Raw genomic sequence first — 18,311 nt, forward strand, 5'->3', positions numbered from 1 at the left:
TATGAATTGAAAATTTATTTTAGGTTAAATTCCGAAAATTTGTTTTGAATTTTCAGTGGTAATTTTTGCAATTTCTTCAACTGGCAGTTGGTAGATTTCAGCTAACTTTTGCGCTACCAACAAAGTATAACTACTTTCGTTTCGTTTTCCACGATAAGGAACTGGCGCTAAATATGGCGAATCGGTTTCTAAAACAATGTGTTTTAAATCTATTTCATTCAAAAATTGGTCGATTTTTCCGTTTTTGAATGTGGCAACTCCTCCAATTCCAAGTTTCATTCCTAAAGAAATCGCTCTTTGGGCTTGACCCAAATCACCCGTAAAGCAATGAAAAATTCCGAATAAATCATCCGATTTTTCACTTTCTAAAACCTCAAAAACCTCATCAAAAGCATCACGACAGTGAATATTGATTCCTAGTTTATACTTTTTTGCTAGTTGAATTTGGTGTTTGAAAGCGTGTTGTTGTTCTTTCAAAAAAGTTTTATCCCAAAACAAATCAATTCCGATTTCACCAACGGCATAAAATTTTCTAGAAGCCAATTCTTTTTCTACATGCACCAACTCTTCCAAATAATTTTCCTTGACATACGTTGGATGCAAACCCATCATTAGAAACACATTTTCGGGATATTGCTTTTCTAATTCATACATTTTAGCTGTGTAATTAGAATCGATAGCAGGAACAAAAAAACGAGAAACACCAGCACTAATGGCTCTTTGCATCATTTCGTTGCGGTCTTGATCAAATTCTTCTGAATATAGATGAGTGTGAGTATCGGTAAGTATCATTTGTCGATTGGGTTACAAAGTGCAAAGTTAAAATAAAAGTAGTAAGATTAAAGAATTAAGTATTAAGACTGAAATTTTTCTATTTTTGAGTCATGGAAGATTTACAAGACTTTTTAAAAGGCAAAAAATATAAAAAGATAAAGTTTACGGTGTTAAAAACCCAACATTTATTAATCAAAGGAAAGATAAATGGCGTAAAAGGTAACTTTATTTTAGACACCGGAGCGAGCAACAGTTGTGTAGGATTTGAAAGTATTGAACACTTCAAATTAGATGCCCAATTTTCAGAAACTAAAGCTGCTGGTGCTGGTGCTACTGGAATTGAAACACAATTGGCAAAGAATAATGAAATTCAATTAGGTAGATGGAAAAACCACAAATTCCACTTAATTGTATTTGATATGAGTCACGTAAATGATGCGCTTCGTCATTACAAAACCAAACCGGTTGATGGTATTATTGGCGCTGATATTTTACTAAAAGGAAAAGCAATTATTGATTATAGCAATCATTGTTTGTATTTGAAATAACTTAGTTTGAATGGTTTTTCTTCAGTGTTCGATAAGCTAAAATCGTGCTAATCAACATAAAAATTCCTCCCAAAATAAAGGGTGCTCCTGGAAATAAAAAAGGTGCTTCATCGTGAGTAAAATAATAAAAAACAGATGCCATCATCGGTGGACCTACAATTGAAGAAGCACTCATTAAACTAGTTAAAGTTCCTTGAATTTCGCCTTGTTCTGACGGAGGTACTTGTTCCGAAACTACGGCTTGCAAGGCTGGCCCTGCAATTCCTCCCAAACAGTAGGGTATTAAGAAAACAAACATCATCCAACTTTCAGTTGCAAAAGCAAATAAGAACATTCCGATTGTATATAACGCTAATCCGAAATAGATACTTTTTACATTTCCGATTTTTGGATTGATCCAACGAATTAAACCTCCTTGAACAATTCCTACTAATAATCCGATGACACCTAGAGAAATTCCTACCATCTTTTCCGTCCAATTAAATTGGTACATGGTGAAGTAATTCCAGTTACTTTGTACCGCATGAGAACCAACATAGAGAACAAAAATAGCTAGAACTAAACCAATCAAATTTGGATATTTTTTCAAATGTAATAAAGCTCCGATTGGATTGGCTCTTTTTAATTCGAATGCTCTTCTTTTGTCCTTATCTAAAGATTCTGGAAGAATAAAATAGCCATATAAAAAGTTTAGCATACACAAAATAGCAGCTGCAATGAAAGGAACTCTAGTGCCAAAATCTCCTAATAAACCACCTAAAACCGGACCAATTATAAAACCTAATCCAAAAGCTGCTCCCATCAATCCAAAATTCTTAGCTCTGTTTTCATGTGTACTTACATCAGCAATATAAGCAGATGCAGTGGTGAAACTTGCTCCGGTAATTCCAGATAAAATTCTACCAATGAATAACCATGTTATTGTTGGCGCAAAGGCTAACAATAAAAAATCTAACGAAAAGGCGAACAAAGAAGTTAACAAAACGGGGCGTCTCCCATATTTATCACTTAAATTTCCTATCACGGGCGCAAAAATGAATTGGGTAATCGCATAAGCGAAAGTTAACCAACCTCCATATTTTGCAGCTTCGCTAATATCGCCATTGATTAGTTCTTTGATTAAATTTGGAATTACAGGAATAATAATTCCCCATCCAATAACATCTAACAAAACGGTAATAAAGATGAAACCAACGGCTGCTTGTTTCTTAGATTTTTTCATAGCTAAATTTTGACTTACAAAGTAAAGAAAAATCCCAAACTCTTTTGGAATTTGGGATTTAATATTGTTTATTTCTTATTACTTAACTAATTTCAACCAAATGAAATCATTCCATCCTTCTATAAGTCTTGTAGGATCTTTCATTTTAGTTCTGTCTTGTTCTTCTATCGGAACAATTTTATTGTTTTGAACCGTAAAATTGTAAACTCTTGGTTTTTTTTCATTTGAAAGAGTTACTTCAATTTTATAGTTACCATCTTTCAAATCACTAAATTTAATCGCTTCTCCATTTGGTTTATCGATTGGTCTTAATGCACAATTGAATTCTTTCCAATCAGCACGTTCAACAATTGCTACGTTTTTGTTTGGATCGTATTGTTTTGCGAATGGCTTTCCATCTTTAAACATTTTCAAAGTCCAATCTACACTTATGTTTGTTTTATTAGCATTAGAAGGATTTGGTTGTAATATTTCATGATTTAAATAAAATCCAAAGATTAAGTTTCCTGATTCAGCATGTTGCATAAATGCGTAGTTGCTCCAAGGTCCACGAGTAACAAAAATTTCATTTGTTTTTGCATAAGGATCATCGCTTACTATTTTAGCTAATTCAAAATCAAAAGTATAAAACATTTTATCTCCCGCATAAAAGTCTAATCTGTAATTTCCAACACCCCAATCTGTAATAAATGATTCTGACCATCCTACCCATTCACCGTCACGTTGATAACGACTACTTGGCCAATTTAATTTTGTTTTTTTACCATCGTCAAAAACTTGATCTCCTGAATATTCAAAATAATTCATGTATTGATTATCTTTATATATCTTAATCTTCAAATATCCAGATTGATCAGCGAAGGCATGAACTTCTTTACCGTCTGCCGTTTTATGAGGAATAAAAGTAGCTGTATAGTTATCAATTCTTCCTGTGCTACTTCCAGTTCCATAAAGTAATGAATTAAAAGTAATAGCTGGAGTTTGCTTAAAAGTATTCCAATCTAACTTTAATGCTGCAGGTTCACCTCCTTTTTTCTTTTTACCTCCTTTAGTAACTTCTTTCCCTTTTTCAACAACTTCTGATGCATCAGAAGCTTGATTTTTTGCTTTGCTAATTTTGTTTAATAGTTGTGCGTTACTACTACCAAATGACATTAGTAATAATCCAAATAATAATACTTGTTTCTTCATGTTAATGTTAAAGTTTTATGTTTATTTTTAAAATATAGAATTTACTCTTTTACAATTTTTACTGTTTTCACTTCATTGTTAGAAGTTACTTTTACCAAATAAGTCTCAGCAGATAAACTTGCAACATTTATTGAACTTTCGTTGCTATTTATAGATTTTGAAACAACTTCTTGTCCTAATAAATTATAAATTGAAACAGTTGTAATTTCTTTATCTAATGAAAGGTTTAAAATGTCTTTTACAGGATTTGGATAAAGCTTCAAGTTTTTTATTGAGAATGATCCCGCAGAAAGCATTTGGGTTGTAAACGAACCTCCTGATGCCCAATCGGTTTGTGTGTTACCACAAATAGATTTTACCCAAAAATAATAAGTCGTGTTTGGTGTTAAATTATTCAAAACAGCAAAAGTATCTGTCGTTGTCCCTGTGATTGCATTTGCAGAAAATGGATCATTAACAGTACTATAACAATAAACATAACCATTGCTTGGTGTAGGTGTAGCTTCTACCCATGCAATATTTACAACTGTTGCCGATTCAGGATCTGTAAATAACTGTGTTGGAGCATTACATTGAGATGCTGGATATGTGGTAAATGAGCCTCCCGAAGCCCAATCGGTTTGTGTGTTTCCACAAATAGATTTTACCCAAAAATAATAGGTAGTATTTGTCGTTAAATTCGTTAAATTCACATAAGACTCTGTCGTTGTTCCTGTAATTGCATTTGTAGAAAACGGATCATTTACAGTGCTATAACAATAAACATAACCATTGCTTGGTGTAGGTACACCTTCTATCCATGCAATAGTATTTGTTGTGGAGGTTAAACCATCATAATATATTTGCGATGGTGCGTTACATCCAGATGCTGGATATGTGGTAAACGAACCACCCGAAGCCCAATTAGATTGTGTTGCGCCACAATTTGATTTTACCCAAAAATAATACGTAGTATTTGGTGATAAACTATTTAAAGTCGCAAAAGTATTTGTCGTAGTTCCTGTGATTGCATTTGCAGAAAATGGATCGTTTACTGTGCTATAACAATAAGTATAACCATTGCTTGGTGCTGGATTTGGTGCCGTCCATGCAATATTATTTGAAGTCGAAGTTAAACCATCATAAAATAGTTGCGTTGGAACATTACAGCTTGCTATTGCAGCACATGTAATTGATCTTACTCTGTTTGTGTTTTGAGTTCCACAACTAGAATTGGCATTCAAATGGTATCTAACTACTCCAGAAGTTGTACCAGATAACCAAGTTAAAGGAGTTAAACCACTGGCTAAAACCGCTGTTCCTGTTGCATTAGTTATGGTAATAAAATCTGTAGAAACTGAACTTCTAAAAGTATATTGTTTATTTGACAAGACATTTACATTTGAATATTCTCCCGCATAAGCATCTGCAACGATTTGTTCTGAACTTCCAGTACAAGCAGGTGTGAAAGTTGCATCAGGATATAAACCATAAATTGCACCGTTGCAAATTAACGCAGGTGGTGTAGTAAAACTACCTCCAGAAATCCAAGCTCCAGTTGTAGCTCCACAGTTAGAGCGTACCCAGTAGTAATAAGTAGTACCTGCCGCAACATTTAAATAGAGAGTAGTATTTAAGTTAGTTGTACTAAATAAGGTAGGAGTAGAATTTGCAGTAGGAGCACTATTGGTTGTAACAATATAAATATCATAATGAGAAGAAGGTACTGGTGATGCCGCTGTCCAAGTCATTTTACAGGAATTGGATGTTATATTGGATACCATCAAATTTGAAGGAGGTGTGCAGTTTGATGCGTCAGCACATCGAATGTAGCGAGTTCTATCCACTTGTTGACTACCACAACTAGCATTTGAATGAAGGTAATAACGAATAACACCTGAAGTACTTCCCGAATCCCAGATTACAGGTTGAACTCCACTTGCATAAACAACAGTTCCTGTTGCATTTGTAATTGTAATATAATCCGTTGTTACTGAGCTTGAGAACGAATATTGTTTGTTTGCGATTACATTCACATTGCTGTACTCGCCTGCATAACCTTGACTAGTTAATGTCTCGTAATTTCCACTACAGTTTGGTGTATAGGTACTAGCTGGAAACAATCCATATGTTGCAGTAGTACATTGCGCAACAGCATTAGGAATGAAATTCAAAAATGCCAATAGGCAGAATAAAGTAATTTTTTTTTTCATTTTCAGTTTTTGATGATTTGAAGCTTAATTAGATTAAATTTCCATCAAAACTATATGATAAGAAGTACTAGTCCAATTTATATATTGGACTATTTATAAATAATCAGAAGATTTAACAATTATTATTTACCTGACTAACAAACACTTAATCTGTATTTTCTAATTTTTCAATGTAATAATTAGGAGAAAGTCCGGTTTGCTTTTTAAAAACGCGAACAAGCGTATTGGCATCTTTATAACCTACTTCTTCTGCTATTGCCTGCAAAGTATATTTACGGAAATAAGGAGCATCTTTCAGCTTTTGAAGTACATAATGAATTCGTAATTCTTGAGTATATTCTGAAAAGCTTTTTTGTATAACCTGATTGAAATATTGTGATAAATAAGCAGTATTTGTATTTAATTTTTTTGCAACAAAAGCCAACTTGAAGTTAGGATCTAAAAAAGTTTCCTTTTGCTCTAACTTTTTTAGACCTAATGCAATTTTTTCAATAAGCTCTTCATCGAGTGTTTGTTTTGGTTGCGTTTCGGTTTTATCAATTTGCAGAATACCAATTTCTGAAGTTCTAAATTCTTTTAGATTTTGAATAATCTTTAAAAATCGATAATGCTTTTCTTTCTGATTTTTGTAATAATAATAAAAAACATAAACCACTACAGCAAAAAGAATCAAAATACCAAAAAGTGAAATTTTAAAATAATTCTTAGACGCAATAACTTTATTAGATTCCTCCTTTATTTTGTTTAAATCATAGTTGTGAAGAAAATTTAAAGATTTACTTTTTATTCCTTCTATTGACTGAATTAACTCTAAACTTTTTTGGGCGTAGCGATACGCGTTTTTAGAATCATTTTTCTCATTATAACACTGTGTCATAATGTTATAAGTCATTAATAAATTTTCTTTGGAAACCTTAGTAATTTGATAACTTTCAACATATTTATTACAATAAAAAAGTGCGGAATCAACTTGTTTTAAATGATAAAAACAATCGGCCATCCCTAAATCAAACAACTGCTCTGTTCTTATATTATCCTGAATAACAGGATACTTTTTTCTCTTTCTATATAACGACAATGATTTCTCGTAATTTCCAGCTAAGGCTGCGCTTTTTGCTTCACGCATACTCAACAATGCTTTGGTGTACTCAGGCTGAAAATTATCTTGCAACATCATTGTAGCTGCTACATTAAAATAATGATTTGCAGAATCTAACAACACTTTTTTCTTCGACTGAATGTAATACTTTTGATAAGCTTCACCAATAATATTATATTTATCAGCAAACAATTTCTTGTTCATTACTTTTTTTTCACCTATTCCCAATTTTAAGTGATGCGACGTTTTTAATTCTCTCTTTAACAAAGCAATTCCATTAACATAATCGCCCATAGCCACTTTTATGGAACCGTATTGTTCGTTAAAATGATTATTAGGCACACTGTTTTTATATTTATCAAGATAAAACAATGCTAAATTGTATTCTCCTAAATTTTTATGGATATAAAACAGTTTGTTTACACACATTCCAAGCAAATCTTGATACACTTTGCTTGATTTATCCATCTTACTTTTTTCAATACTATCTATAAGTATGACAAGCAGTTTCTTTGAATAAGTAAACTCTGACTTATTGTAAAAATAATTGGCTATGTAATATTTGCCATAAAAACGAAATAACTCGTTTTTAGAATTACTAATTTCCAAAGCTTCTGCATATGCTTTTTCAGGATTTGAAATGAGATTTTCCTGAATACTTCTGGTTCTACTAATTTCTGATTCACTCAATTCTTGAGCAAGCATCAAATTAATAAATAATAGTAGCATAACAGAAAAAGTAAATTTGTGCATCATGAAAAAATGGTGGCTCAACCTGAAAATTATAGTCCGCTAAAATAAGAATAAAACTATATTATTTTGTAGATTATTCCCAAGATTAACTTTTACTATTTTTAAATATTACCCAAATAAAAAAAAATCCCAAACTCTAATTGAATTTGGGATTTTTTTTATTTGGGATTTATATTTCTATAATTCTAATGCTTTTTTCACATTACCACCCATTAAAATTTCTGCTGGGTTTTCTAATGCTTCTTTAACCGCTACTAAGAATCCAACTGACTCACGTCCATCGATTATTCTGTGGTCGTATGATAAGGCTACGTACATTACTGGAGCAATTACGATTTGACCGTTTTTAACGATAGCTCTTTCTACCACATTGTGCATTCCTAAAATACCTGATTGTGGTGGATTGATGATCGGTGTAGATAACATACTTCCGAAAACACCACCATTAGAAATTGTGAATGTTCCACCTGTCATTTCGTCTACAGTGATTTGTCCGTCACGAGCTCTTAAAGCTAATCTTTTGATTTCTGCTTCAACACCTCTGAACGATAATGTTTCTGCATTTCTCATAACTGGAACCATTAATCCTTTTGGACCCGAAACCGCTACCGAAATATCACAGAAATCGTAAGAAATTTTCTCTTGACCGTCAATCATAGAGTTTACATCTGGATATAATTGTAAAGCACGAGTTACTGCTTTAGTAAAGAACGACATGAAGCCTAATCCTAAACCGTGTTTCGCTTTGAACTCTTCTTTATATTGGTCACGAATTGCATAAATTGCTGACATATCTACTTCATTGAAAGTAGTTAACATAGCAGTTTCGTTTTTAGCAGATACTAAACGCTCTGCTACTTTTCTACGTAACATTGATAATTTAGTTCTTTCTGAACCACGGTTTCCTCCTGTTGGAGTTCCCATTGATGGTACTGCATTTACAGCGTCATCTTTAGTGATTCTTCCACCTTTACCTGTTCCAACAATTGCAGAAGGTTCGATGTTTTTTTCTTCTAATATTTTTCTAGCTGCCGGAGATGGCGCTTGCGTTGCATACGTTTTTTCTGCTACTGGAGCTGCTTTTGGAGCCTCAGCTTTTGGAGTTTCAACTGCTTTTGCTTCTTCTTTAGCTGGAGCTGCACCACCTTCTGGTTTTGCTGCACCTGTATCGATTAAACAAACTACTGCACCTACTGCTACTGCATCACCTTCTTCTGCTTTTAATGTAATGATTCCACTTGCTTCAGCTGGTAATTCTAATGTAGCTTTATCTGAATCAACCTCAGCAATCGCTTGGTCTTTTTCTACATAATCACCATCTTTTACTAACCATGTAGCAATTTCTACTTCTTTAATTGATTCCCCTGGAGAAGGGACTTTCATTTCTAAAATCATATCTTTTTATTTAAAAAGTTTACCCTTCGACTTGCTTAGGGTGATAATTGAGTTGTTTTTTATTGAAATAATTTTTTATCAAAAACCATAGCAATCGCGTTTGCATGACGTTTTTTAGAACGCTCATAACTTCCTGCTGCTGGTGCACTATATGCTTTTGGTGATGCTAAACGTAGTTTCACTAAATCAAAATTCATCAACATATAACTGTAAGCTCCCATGTTTTTAGGTTCTTCTTGTGCCCAAACGTAATCATCCACATTTGGATAACTGTCGATAATCGCTTTGATTTGGTCAACTGCTAATGGGAACAATTGCTCTAAACGAACAACCGCCACATCGTTTCTACCTAATTCAGCACGTTTTGCAATGATATCATAATAGAATTTACCTGTACAGAAAACCAAGGTTTTAATTGCTTTTTTATCTGTTACATTTGGATCATCTAATACTTCTTGGAATTGTCCGTTTGCTAAATCATCCATTGAAGAAACTACATCTGGATGACGTAATAAACTCTTCGGAGAGAATACTACTAATGGCTTACGGAATTCTGTTTTTAATTGTCTTCTCATTAAGTGAAAGAAGTTGGCTGGCGTAGTTACATCGGCAATGTACATGTTGTGTTTTGCACATAATTGTAAGTAACGCTCCATACGAGCTGATGAGTGTTCTGCTCCTTGGTTTTCATAACCATGAGGCAATAACATTACCAATCCGTTTTGGTTGTTCCACTTGTCTTCACCTGCCGAAATGTATTGGTCAATCATAATTTGGGCTCCGTTAGAGAAATCCCCAAACTGTGCTTCCCAAATGACTAAGGTTTTTGGTGATGCTAATGCATAACCGTATTCAAAACCTAAAACACCATATTCTGAAAGATGTGAATTGTAGATATAAAAGTTTCCTTTTTTATCTTTTATTTTATCTAAAAGAATTACTTCTTCTTCTGAATCTTCTACTTTAACAACAGCATGACGGTGTGAAAATGTTCCACGCTCCACATCTTGCCCAGAAATACGAACATCGAAACCTTCAGACATTAAGGAACCATAAGCTAATAATTCGCCCATTGCCCAATCTAATTTATTGGTTTCAACCATGTTCTTTCTATCCCCAATTAACTTCGTAATCTTACTGATGAATTTTTTATCAGCAGGAAGTTCAGTAATAGTTTTAGCAATTTCTGCTAATTGATTTTTATCAAACTTAGTGTCGAATTTTTGTAGCATTACATCATCCGAAACTTGTTTGTAACCTTCCCACTCGTTCTCCATGAACGGTGTAATTACAGTTAAGTCTTTCTTACGAGAGGCTTCTAAATTCTCATCTAATTTTGCTTTGTATGCTTCTTCCAATTCTTTTACATATCCAGTAGAAATTACATTTTCCTGAATTAATTTTCCAGCGTATAAATCTCTCGGATTTTTGTGTTTTGAAATGGCTTTGTATAAAATTGGTTGTGTGAAACGAGGCTCATCCCCTTCGTTGTGACCGTATTTTCTATATCCTAATAAATCGATGAAAACGTCTCCCCCAAATTCCATACGGTAATCTAAAGCAAACAACATCGCATGAACTACAGCTTCTGCATCGTCTGCATTAACATGTAAAACTGGTGATAATGTTACTTTAGCAATATCCGTACAATACGTTGACGAACGTGCATCTAAATAGTTTGTTGTAAATCCGACTTGATTATTGATTACTAAGTGAATTGTTCCACCTGTTTTATAACCATCTAATTTCGCCATTTGGATAATTTCATACACAATACCTTGACCTGCAACCGCGGCATCACCGTGAACAGCAATTGGTAAAACTTTTGAAAAATCGTCTGCGAAATATCTATCTTGTTTTGCTCTTGTGATTCCTTCAATAACGGCACCTACTGTTTCTAAGTGCGAAGGATTTGGAGCTAAATTTAAGTTGATTTTTTTACCTGAATCGGTTAGTCTATCTGAAGTTAAACCTAAGTGATATTTTACGTCACCATCAAAGTTAGCGTCTTCATCGTAGTCTTTCCCGTCAAATTCAGAGAAAATATTTTGAGTGTTTTTTCCAAAGATGTTTGCCAAAACATTCAAACGACCTCTGTGCGCCATTCCCATTACGAATTGCTCTACACCTCTATCAGCAGCACCTTCAATTAATGCATCTAAAGCTGGAATTGCAGCCTCACAACCTTCTAATGAGAAACGTTTTTGACCTACATATTTAGTATGTAAGAAGTTTTCAAAAGAAACCGCTTCATTTAATTTCTTAAGAATGTGTTTCTTTTGGTCAGCCGAAAAATTAGGCTGATTATCGTTGATATCTAAACGATTTTTAATCCAATCTTGTACTTTAGAATCACGAATATACATGAACTCAACACCGATCGATTGACAATAAACATTATCTAAATGTTTGATAATATCTGCCAAAGTACTTGGTTTCATGTTCACGATTTTTGCCGCATCAAAAACCGTATTCAAATCAGCTTGTGATAATCCAAAATTTTCAAGAGCTAATGAAGGTCCGTGAACTCTTCTATCTCTAACCGGATTTGTTTTTGTGAATAAATGACCACGGGTTCTATATCCTTCAATTAATTTAAGAACATTGAACTCTTTTTGCATTTTTTCAGAAATTTCACCTGAATCACCCGAAGCTACTTGAACTACTTGTGCGGCAAATTCTTCAGAACCATAACCTGCTTGTGCAAAGTCAAATCCTTGAAAAAAACTTCTCCAGCTTGGCTCAACGCTATCTGGATTTTGTAAATATTGATCGTATAAATCGGCAAAGAAAGCCGTATGTGCAGCGTTTAAAAAGGAAAACCTATCCATAGTGTGTTGTCTAAAAGACCTTTTAATTAAAAATTTACGCAAAAGTAAAACATTTTATGATAATCTTTCAAGGATTTTTATACTTTTATAACATTAATTTTTTCAAAATGGAATTATGAAAAAGAATTTCGTAATAAATTTAACATTTTTGTTAACTATTGTGGTTTTATTTAGTTTTAAACCTGAAATTTATGCACAAGAAAATACCGAAAATAAAACAAAAAGTGATTTTTGGAAACATGTGCAATTTGGTGGTGGACTTGGTTTAGGAGTTGGCAATGGCTATGCCGATATTATGGTGGCACCAAGCGCTATTTACAACTTTAATCAATATGTAGCATTAGGTTTAGGAGCACAATACAGTTATGTAAAACAACGTGATTTTTATAATGCCAACATATATGGAGGGAATTTAATTGCTTTATTCAATCCCATCGAAGAAATTCAAATTTCAACTGAATTAGAACAATTAAGAGTGAATAGAACTTTTAATGATTCTTTCGGAAACGATTCTCAAGATTTTTGGAATACGGCTTTGTTTTTAGGAGCAGGATATCGCAATGATAATATAACTTTAGGTATTCGATATAATGTTTTACACCGAGATAGAGATAATATTTATGCTGAGGCGTTTATGCCTTTTGTGAGAATTTATTTTTAATACTTATTACGAAACCAAACTTTTTGCCACTCTCTTTTTAACACCAAAAAAGCAACTTGCTCCGATAATTCTACTAAGTCAGAACCGTCAAGTTTTTTAATTTGCTCTTCTGGAACATCTATTATGTATAGTAAATTTAGGTATTCAGCAAATTTGTATTGAATGAGCTTGTAAATTTTTTCTTGAACCAAATTTTTAAATTCAAACGGAAAAATACTTGATGGCACATCTAAAGATTCATTTGCCAAAGCAAAATCTTTGTTTACTTGCTCAATCAATTTAAAGTATAAATGTTCTTCTTCGGCTTGCGAAATTAAAGCATCAATATTTGCTGGCGGATTATACATTTTCAAGTTCAATTACAAGTTCAAAAGTCAAGTTCAATTAGAAAAATCAATATCAATTACAAGTTTTAAAATCGAATTTTGAACTTGATTTTTGCCATTGTTCTTGATTATACATTTCTTCCCATTAAATTTTCGCCAAAAGCTTTTAAAATGGCTTTCTTTTCGGTTTCGATATCCATTTTTTCTAGCGTTTCAAATGCTTTATAAGTGAAATCTTGAATCGCTTTTTTAGTAGCTTCGCTTGCTCCTGAAGTGTTAAAAATGGCTTTGACAGATTCAATTTTGTCGCTATTGTCTGATGGTTGAATCGAAAACAAATGCAACAATTGTTGTTTTTCTTCTGGTTTTGAAAACTCAATTGCTTTTAAGTATAAATAGGTTTTTTTGTTTTCAATAATATCGCCACCCACTTGTTTTCCAAAAGTTTCTGGATTTCCAAAAGCATCTAAATAATCGTCTTGTAATTGGAAAGCTATTCCTAAATTCAATCCGAAATCATAAATCAAATCCGCATTTTCATCTGAAGTTTCGGCTACAATTGCTCCCATTTTCATTGCAGCACCAACTAAAACAGCGGTTTTGTATTCAATCATTTTTAGATATTCTGGAATGGTAACATCGTCACGCATTTCAAAATCTACATCATATTGTTGTCCTTCGCAAACTTCTAAAGCCGTTTTACTGAATAATTTGGCTAGCTTTTGGAAAGTTGCTGGCTCATAATTTTCAAAAAACTGATATGCTAAAATCAACATCGCATCACCTGATAAAATGCCGGTATTCAAATCCCATTTTTCATGAACGGTTTGGTTGCCTCTTCGTAAAGGCGCATCGTCCATAATATCATCGTGAATTAATGAAAAATTATGAAACACCTCAACCGCAGTAGCCGCAGGAATCGCTTTCTCGCAATCAACATTAAAAACTTCGGTTGCCATTAATGTCAAAACCGGACGCATTCTTTTTCCACCAAGCGATAAAATATACTCGATAGGTTCGTATAAATTTTTAGGTTCTTTATTGGAAACAATTTGCGAAAAATGATTGCCCATTTTTTCTTGATAGTACGATATAGAATGCATTGCTTGAATTTTTTGCTAAAATACTTCAATATTCTGAAACGAAACGAATATATCAAATGTTAAATTTATGTAAAAACATTGGAAACTATTTTGGTGTTAAAAGTTTCCAGCATACATTTGTACCTGAAAATAAAATCCATCAAAGTTGATTTTAGAGAAATGATGAAAGAAAAAATTATAAATAAGGCGAAAGAAATGTTTTTGAGACTTGGTTTCAAGAGCATTACTATGGATGATATTGCTTGCGAAATGTGTATTTCAAAAAAAACGATTTACAAATATTTCAGCAATAAAGACGTATTAATTGAGGAAAGCATCCAAATGGTTCACAAAGAAGTTCATGAAACAATTAAACAAATTGTATCTAAAAACTTTAATGCTATAGAAGAAAATTTCGAAATCAAGAGAATGTTTAAAGAAATGTTTAAATCAGCTGAATCATCACCAATATATCAGCTAAAGAAACACTATCCTGAGGTTTATGCAAAAGCTTTAAGTTCTCAAATTGAAGTATGCGAAACCTGTTTTAGAGATAACATTCTAAAAGGCATCAATGAAGGTTTATACCGAGAAAATTTAGACGTAAATAATTATATAAAATTTTACTATACACTAATCTTCAACATCAATGAAAATACAGCTTCAGGTATTGAAGCTGAAGAGTTAGAAGTAAAAGCTTTGGAATATCACATTAGAGCAATGGCAACATTAGCTGGAATTATTGAATTAGAAAAACACCTTAAAAACCCAATTATATAAACAATGAAGAATACAATCCTCATAACATTATTAACTTTTACACTGTCGGTAAGTGCACAAGAAGTGGCACCACTAACATTAAAAGATGCCATCACTTTTGCACTTGAAAACAAAGCAGAAGCTAAGAAAGCTAAATTAGAAGTAGAAAATAGCGAGTATAAAATTCAAGAAGTTCGTTCGAGAGCTTTACCGCAAATTTCAGCTAATGGAAGCATGACATACAATCCTATTCTTCAATTAAACGCTTTACCAGGCGATTTCTTTGGAGCTCCAGGAACTACAATTCTAGCACCACTTGGACAAAAATGGAATTCTGTGGCTGGAGTTTCTTTAAATCAAGCTTTGTTTGACCAATCGGTTTTTACAGGTTTAAAAGCGGCAAAATCTACCAGAGAATTTTACCAAATAAACGCGCAATTAACTGAAGAACAAGTTATCGAACGTGTTGCAAATGCGTATTATCAAGTATATGTGCAACAACAAAAACTTATTGTGGTTGATAATAACTTGAAAAACACAAACAAGGTAAAAGACATCATCAAAGGGCAATTTGAAAATGGTTTGGCTAAAAAAATTGATTACGACAGAATTACGGTTCGTGTGAACAATATCAATTCACTTCGTCAGCAAATTTTAAATGCGATTTCGCTGCAAGAAAATGCATTGAAATTTTATATGGGAATGCCAATGGAAAACAAAATTATCATTCCTAATACTGCTTTTGAAGTTACACCACAAGACTTATCATCAACAGCTGATGTTACAGGAAGAACCGAATATTTGTTACTTAAAAAACAAGAGCAATTATTAACATACCAAAAAAAGGCAGCTCAAGCAGCTTATTACCCAACACTTTCATTAACTGGAAGTTACAATTACATTGGTCAAGGTCCGGAAATGCCATTATTTGCAAAACCAGCTGATGGCGTTTATTGGTCAGACTTTTCTTCTATTGGATTAAGTTTAAGAGTTCCATTATTTACAGGATTTGGAACAAGAGCAAAAGTAAGACAAGCAAACAACGCATTAAGTTCGATAAAAGTAGATCTTGATGACACAAAATTAGCTTTGGATTTAGCGTTTGATAATGCAAAAAAACAACTTGAAAACAGTTTGATTACCATCAACAATCAAAAAGAAAACGCGCAACTTGCTCAAGAAGTTTTTGATAATACCAACAACAATTACACACAAGGATTAGCTGCATTAACCGATTTATTAGATGCTGAAAATGCATTGGTTGAAGCACAAAACAATTATACCAGTGCTATTTTAGAATATAAATTAGCAGAAATTCAATTCATAAAATCAAAAGGCGAACTTAAAACACTAACCAATAAATAATTAAAATGAAAAAGACAATCATAACCATAGTAATCATTTTAGCCTCATTAGGTTTAATCGGATTTATATTAACTAAAAATAAAACAGAAAACGAAGCTAAAACAGCAATCGTAGCTGAAAAAAACGCATCAGTTTCTGTAAAAGTTGATACGGTAAAAACAGAAGAAGTTTCATTAGATTTCGTATCAAACGGAAACTTTGAACCAATTCAAGAGTTAAAATTTTCTGCTGAAAAATCTGGAAAAGTTACTCAAGTTTTAGTTAAAGAAGGAGATTATGTAAAAGCAGGACAAACACTTGCTATCGTTAGAAGCGATGTTATTAACGTAAATGCGCAAAACGCAAATGCGGTATATCAAAACGCTGTTGCAGATTATACAAGATTTGAAAATGCTTTTAAAACAGGTGGTGTAACGAAACAACAATTAGACCAAGCAAGATTAGCAATGGTAAATGCAAAAGCGAATTTAACTCAAGCTAATATCAACGTAGGTGACACTAGAATTAAAGCACCAATTAGTGGTTTTATCAATAAAAAATTCATTGAACCAGGTTCTATTTTATCTGGAATGCCACCAACAGAATTGTTCGAAATTGTAAACGTATCTAAATTAAAATTAAAAGTTACGGTTAACGAAAGTCAAGTGGCGAGCTTAAAAGTAGGAAGTGTAATTAAAGTGGGGTCAAATGTTTATCCTGACAAAGAATTTACAGGAAAAATTACTTTTATTGCTCCAAAAGCAGATGCAAGTTTAAACTTCCCTGTTGAAATTGAAATCACAAACAATACTTCAAATGATTTAAAAGCAGGTATGTATGGAACAGCAAAATTTGCTTCAAACCAACAAAAACAAACGTTGAAAATTGTACCAAGAAATGCATTTGTTGGAAGTGTTAGCAGCAACGAAATTTTTGTAATTGAAAACGGAACTGCAAAACTTAAAAAAGTAACAGCAGGTAGAATTTTAGGAGACAAAGTAGAAATCTTAGACGGATTATCTAACGGAGAAATTGTAATTGTAACCGGACAAATCAACTTACAAGACGGAAACGCTGTTGAAGTTATTAAATAATAAAAACATATGAAATTAGCAGAAATATCGATCAAACGTCCGTCGTTAGTAATTGTATTGTTTACAATTCTAACACTTGGTGGACTGTTCAGTTATAGCAATTTAGGTTACGAATTGATTCCTAAATTTGAAACCAACGTAATTACAATTGCCACAATTTATCCTGGTGCATCACCAAGTGAAATTGAAAACACGGTAACCAAAAAAATTGAAGATGCCGTAGCTTCTTTAGAAAACATCAAAAAAATTGATGCCAAATCGTACGAAAGTTTATCAACCGTATCCATTACATTAACTTCAAATGCTGATGTAAATGTTTCGATGAACGATGCGCAACGTAAAATTAACGCCATCATTAGTGATTTACCAGATGATGCAGAAACACCTTCGTTAACTAAATTCTCCTTGAGTGATTTACCAATTATGACAATTGGTGCCAACGGAAAAATGGACGAAGTTGCTTTTTACGACTTAATTGATAAAAAATTAGCTCCAATTTTATCTCGTGTTCAAGGTGTCGCGCAAGTAAACATTATTGGTGGACAAGAGAGAGAAATTCAAGTAAATCTTGATGCAGTAAAAATGCAAGGTTACGGACTTTCGATTCCGCAAGTGCAACAAAATATTTTATCGTCAAATTTGGATTTCCCTACAGGAAACATTCAAACGCGTGACCAAAAAATATTAATCCGTTTAGCTGGAAAATATAAGAATGTTGAAGAATTAAGAAACTTAATTGTATCTTCTAAAAACGGAATTCAAGTTCGTTTAGGTGATATTGCTGATGTTCAAGACACTCAAAAGATTGCTGAAAAAGTTGCTCGTGTAGATCAAAAAAGTGCTATTCTTTTACAAATTGTAAAACAATCTGATGCGAATGCTGTAGCGGTAAGTGAAGAATTAGTAAAAACCATCAACAAATTAGAAAACGATTATAAATCAAAAGGATTACAATTAGAAATCGCAAAAGACAGTACGATTTTTACTTTAGAAGCAGCAGATGCGGTAGTTCACGATTTACTTATTGCGGTTATATTAGT

Annotated in this window: 15 protein-coding genes; 6 read left to right on the forward strand and 9 right to left on the reverse strand. The window is 32.9% G+C overall.

Annotated elements, in window-relative coordinates; translation table 11 throughout:
• Positions 1-24: 24 nt before the first annotated feature.
• On the reverse strand, positions 25-792 hold the full coding sequence (locus BP92_RS0101880; protein ID WP_026724486.1) for a TatD family hydrolase: 768 nt from the start codon (positions 790-792) through the stop codon (positions 25-27).
• A gap of 92 nt (positions 793-884) precedes the next feature.
• On the opposite strand from BP92_RS0101880, the gene BP92_RS0101885 reads away from it, so the two are divergent.
• Positions 885-1,322 carry a retropepsin-like aspartic protease gene (locus BP92_RS0101885; protein ID WP_026724487.1) on the forward strand — a complete coding sequence of 146 codons (438 nt, stop codon included), beginning with the start codon at positions 885-887 and terminating at the stop codon, positions 1,320-1,322.
• Between the two features lies 1 nt (position 1,323).
• Here BP92_RS0101885 and BP92_RS0101890 read toward each other — a convergent pair whose 3' ends face one another.
• From BP92_RS0101890 to BP92_RS0101915, 6 genes are all read right to left on the reverse strand, one after another.
• Entirely contained in the window at positions 1,324-2,544 is a 1,221-nt protein-coding gene (locus tag BP92_RS0101890) for a TCR/Tet family MFS transporter (protein WP_026724488.1), read from the reverse strand.
• A 78-nt stretch (positions 2,545-2,622) separates the two neighbouring features.
• The gene (locus BP92_RS0101895) at positions 2,623-3,735 is read right to left on the reverse strand and encodes a hypothetical protein (RefSeq protein WP_026724489.1); all 1,113 of its coding nucleotides are present in this window, start codon (positions 3,733-3,735) and stop codon (positions 2,623-2,625) included.
• Between the two features lie 41 nt (positions 3,736-3,776).
• Positions 3,777-5,927 (reverse strand): T9SS type A sorting domain-containing protein, encoded by a 2,151-nt coding sequence (locus tag BP92_RS0101900; protein WP_026724490.1) that lies wholly within the window; start codon positions 5,925-5,927, stop codon positions 3,777-3,779.
• Positions 5,928-6,072: 145 nt separating this feature from the next.
• Entirely contained in the window at positions 6,073-7,755 is a 1,683-nt protein-coding gene (locus tag BP92_RS0101905; protein WP_160169108.1) for a helix-turn-helix domain-containing protein, read from the reverse strand.
• A gap of 201 nt (positions 7,756-7,956) precedes the next feature.
• On the reverse strand, positions 7,957-9,174 hold the full coding sequence (gene odhB, locus BP92_RS0101910) for a 2-oxoglutarate dehydrogenase complex dihydrolipoyllysine-residue succinyltransferase (RefSeq protein ID WP_026724492.1): 1,218 nt from the start codon (positions 9,172-9,174) through the stop codon (positions 7,957-7,959).
• Positions 9,175-9,233: 59 nt separating this feature from the next.
• Positions 9,234-12,005, reverse strand: a complete 2,772-nt coding sequence (locus BP92_RS0101915; protein WP_026724493.1) for a 2-oxoglutarate dehydrogenase E1 component — start codon at positions 12,003-12,005, stop codon at positions 9,234-9,236.
• A 115-nt stretch (positions 12,006-12,120) separates the two neighbouring features.
• Here BP92_RS0101915 and BP92_RS0101920 point away from each other — a divergent pair, with 115 nt between their 5' ends.
• Positions 12,121-12,666: a hypothetical protein gene (locus tag BP92_RS0101920; RefSeq protein WP_026724494.1), complete on the forward strand. Its 546-nt coding sequence runs from the start codon at positions 12,121-12,123 to the stop codon at positions 12,664-12,666.
• On the opposite strand, the gene BP92_RS0101925 is transcribed toward BP92_RS0101920, so the two are convergent.
• Together BP92_RS0101925 and BP92_RS0101930 are read right to left on the reverse strand one after the other, a co-directional pair.
• Positions 12,663-13,013 (reverse strand): hypothetical protein, encoded by a 351-nt coding sequence (locus BP92_RS0101925; RefSeq protein ID WP_026724495.1) that lies wholly within the window; start codon positions 13,011-13,013, stop codon positions 12,663-12,665. The two genes, BP92_RS0101920 and BP92_RS0101925, sit on opposite strands and share 4 nt — an antisense overlap.
• A 107-nt stretch (positions 13,014-13,120) precedes the next feature.
• Positions 13,121-14,095, reverse strand: coding sequence for a polyprenyl synthetase family protein (locus BP92_RS0101930; protein WP_026724496.1), 975 nt, complete (start codon positions 14,093-14,095; stop codon positions 13,121-13,123).
• A gap of 162 nt (positions 14,096-14,257) precedes the next feature.
• Here BP92_RS0101930 and BP92_RS0101940 point away from each other — a divergent pair, with 162 nt between their 5' ends.
• From BP92_RS0101940 to BP92_RS0101955, 4 genes are all read left to right on the forward strand, one after another.
• On the forward strand, positions 14,258-14,854 hold the full coding sequence (locus tag BP92_RS0101940) for a TetR/AcrR family transcriptional regulator (RefSeq protein WP_026724497.1): 597 nt from the start codon (positions 14,258-14,260) through the stop codon (positions 14,852-14,854).
• A 3-nt stretch (positions 14,855-14,857) separates the two neighbouring features.
• Positions 14,858-16,198 (forward strand): TolC family protein, encoded by a 1,341-nt coding sequence (locus BP92_RS0101945; RefSeq protein WP_026724498.1) that lies wholly within the window; start codon positions 14,858-14,860, stop codon positions 16,196-16,198.
• Positions 16,199-16,203: 5 nt separating this feature from the next.
• Complete coding sequence (locus tag BP92_RS0101950) at positions 16,204-17,271, forward strand: efflux RND transporter periplasmic adaptor subunit (protein WP_026724499.1); 1,068 nt, start codon at positions 16,204-16,206, stop codon at positions 17,269-17,271.
• A 9-nt stretch (positions 17,272-17,280) separates the two neighbouring features.
• Positions 17,281-18,311 (forward strand): efflux RND transporter permease subunit (locus BP92_RS0101955; protein ID WP_026724500.1); only part of this gene is annotated, 1,031 nt, incomplete at its 3' end.

Source organism: Flavobacterium sasangense DSM 21067, from assembly GCF_000686885.1.
GTDB classification, from domain to species: Bacteria; Bacteroidota; Bacteroidia; order Flavobacteriales; family Flavobacteriaceae; genus Flavobacterium; species Flavobacterium sasangense.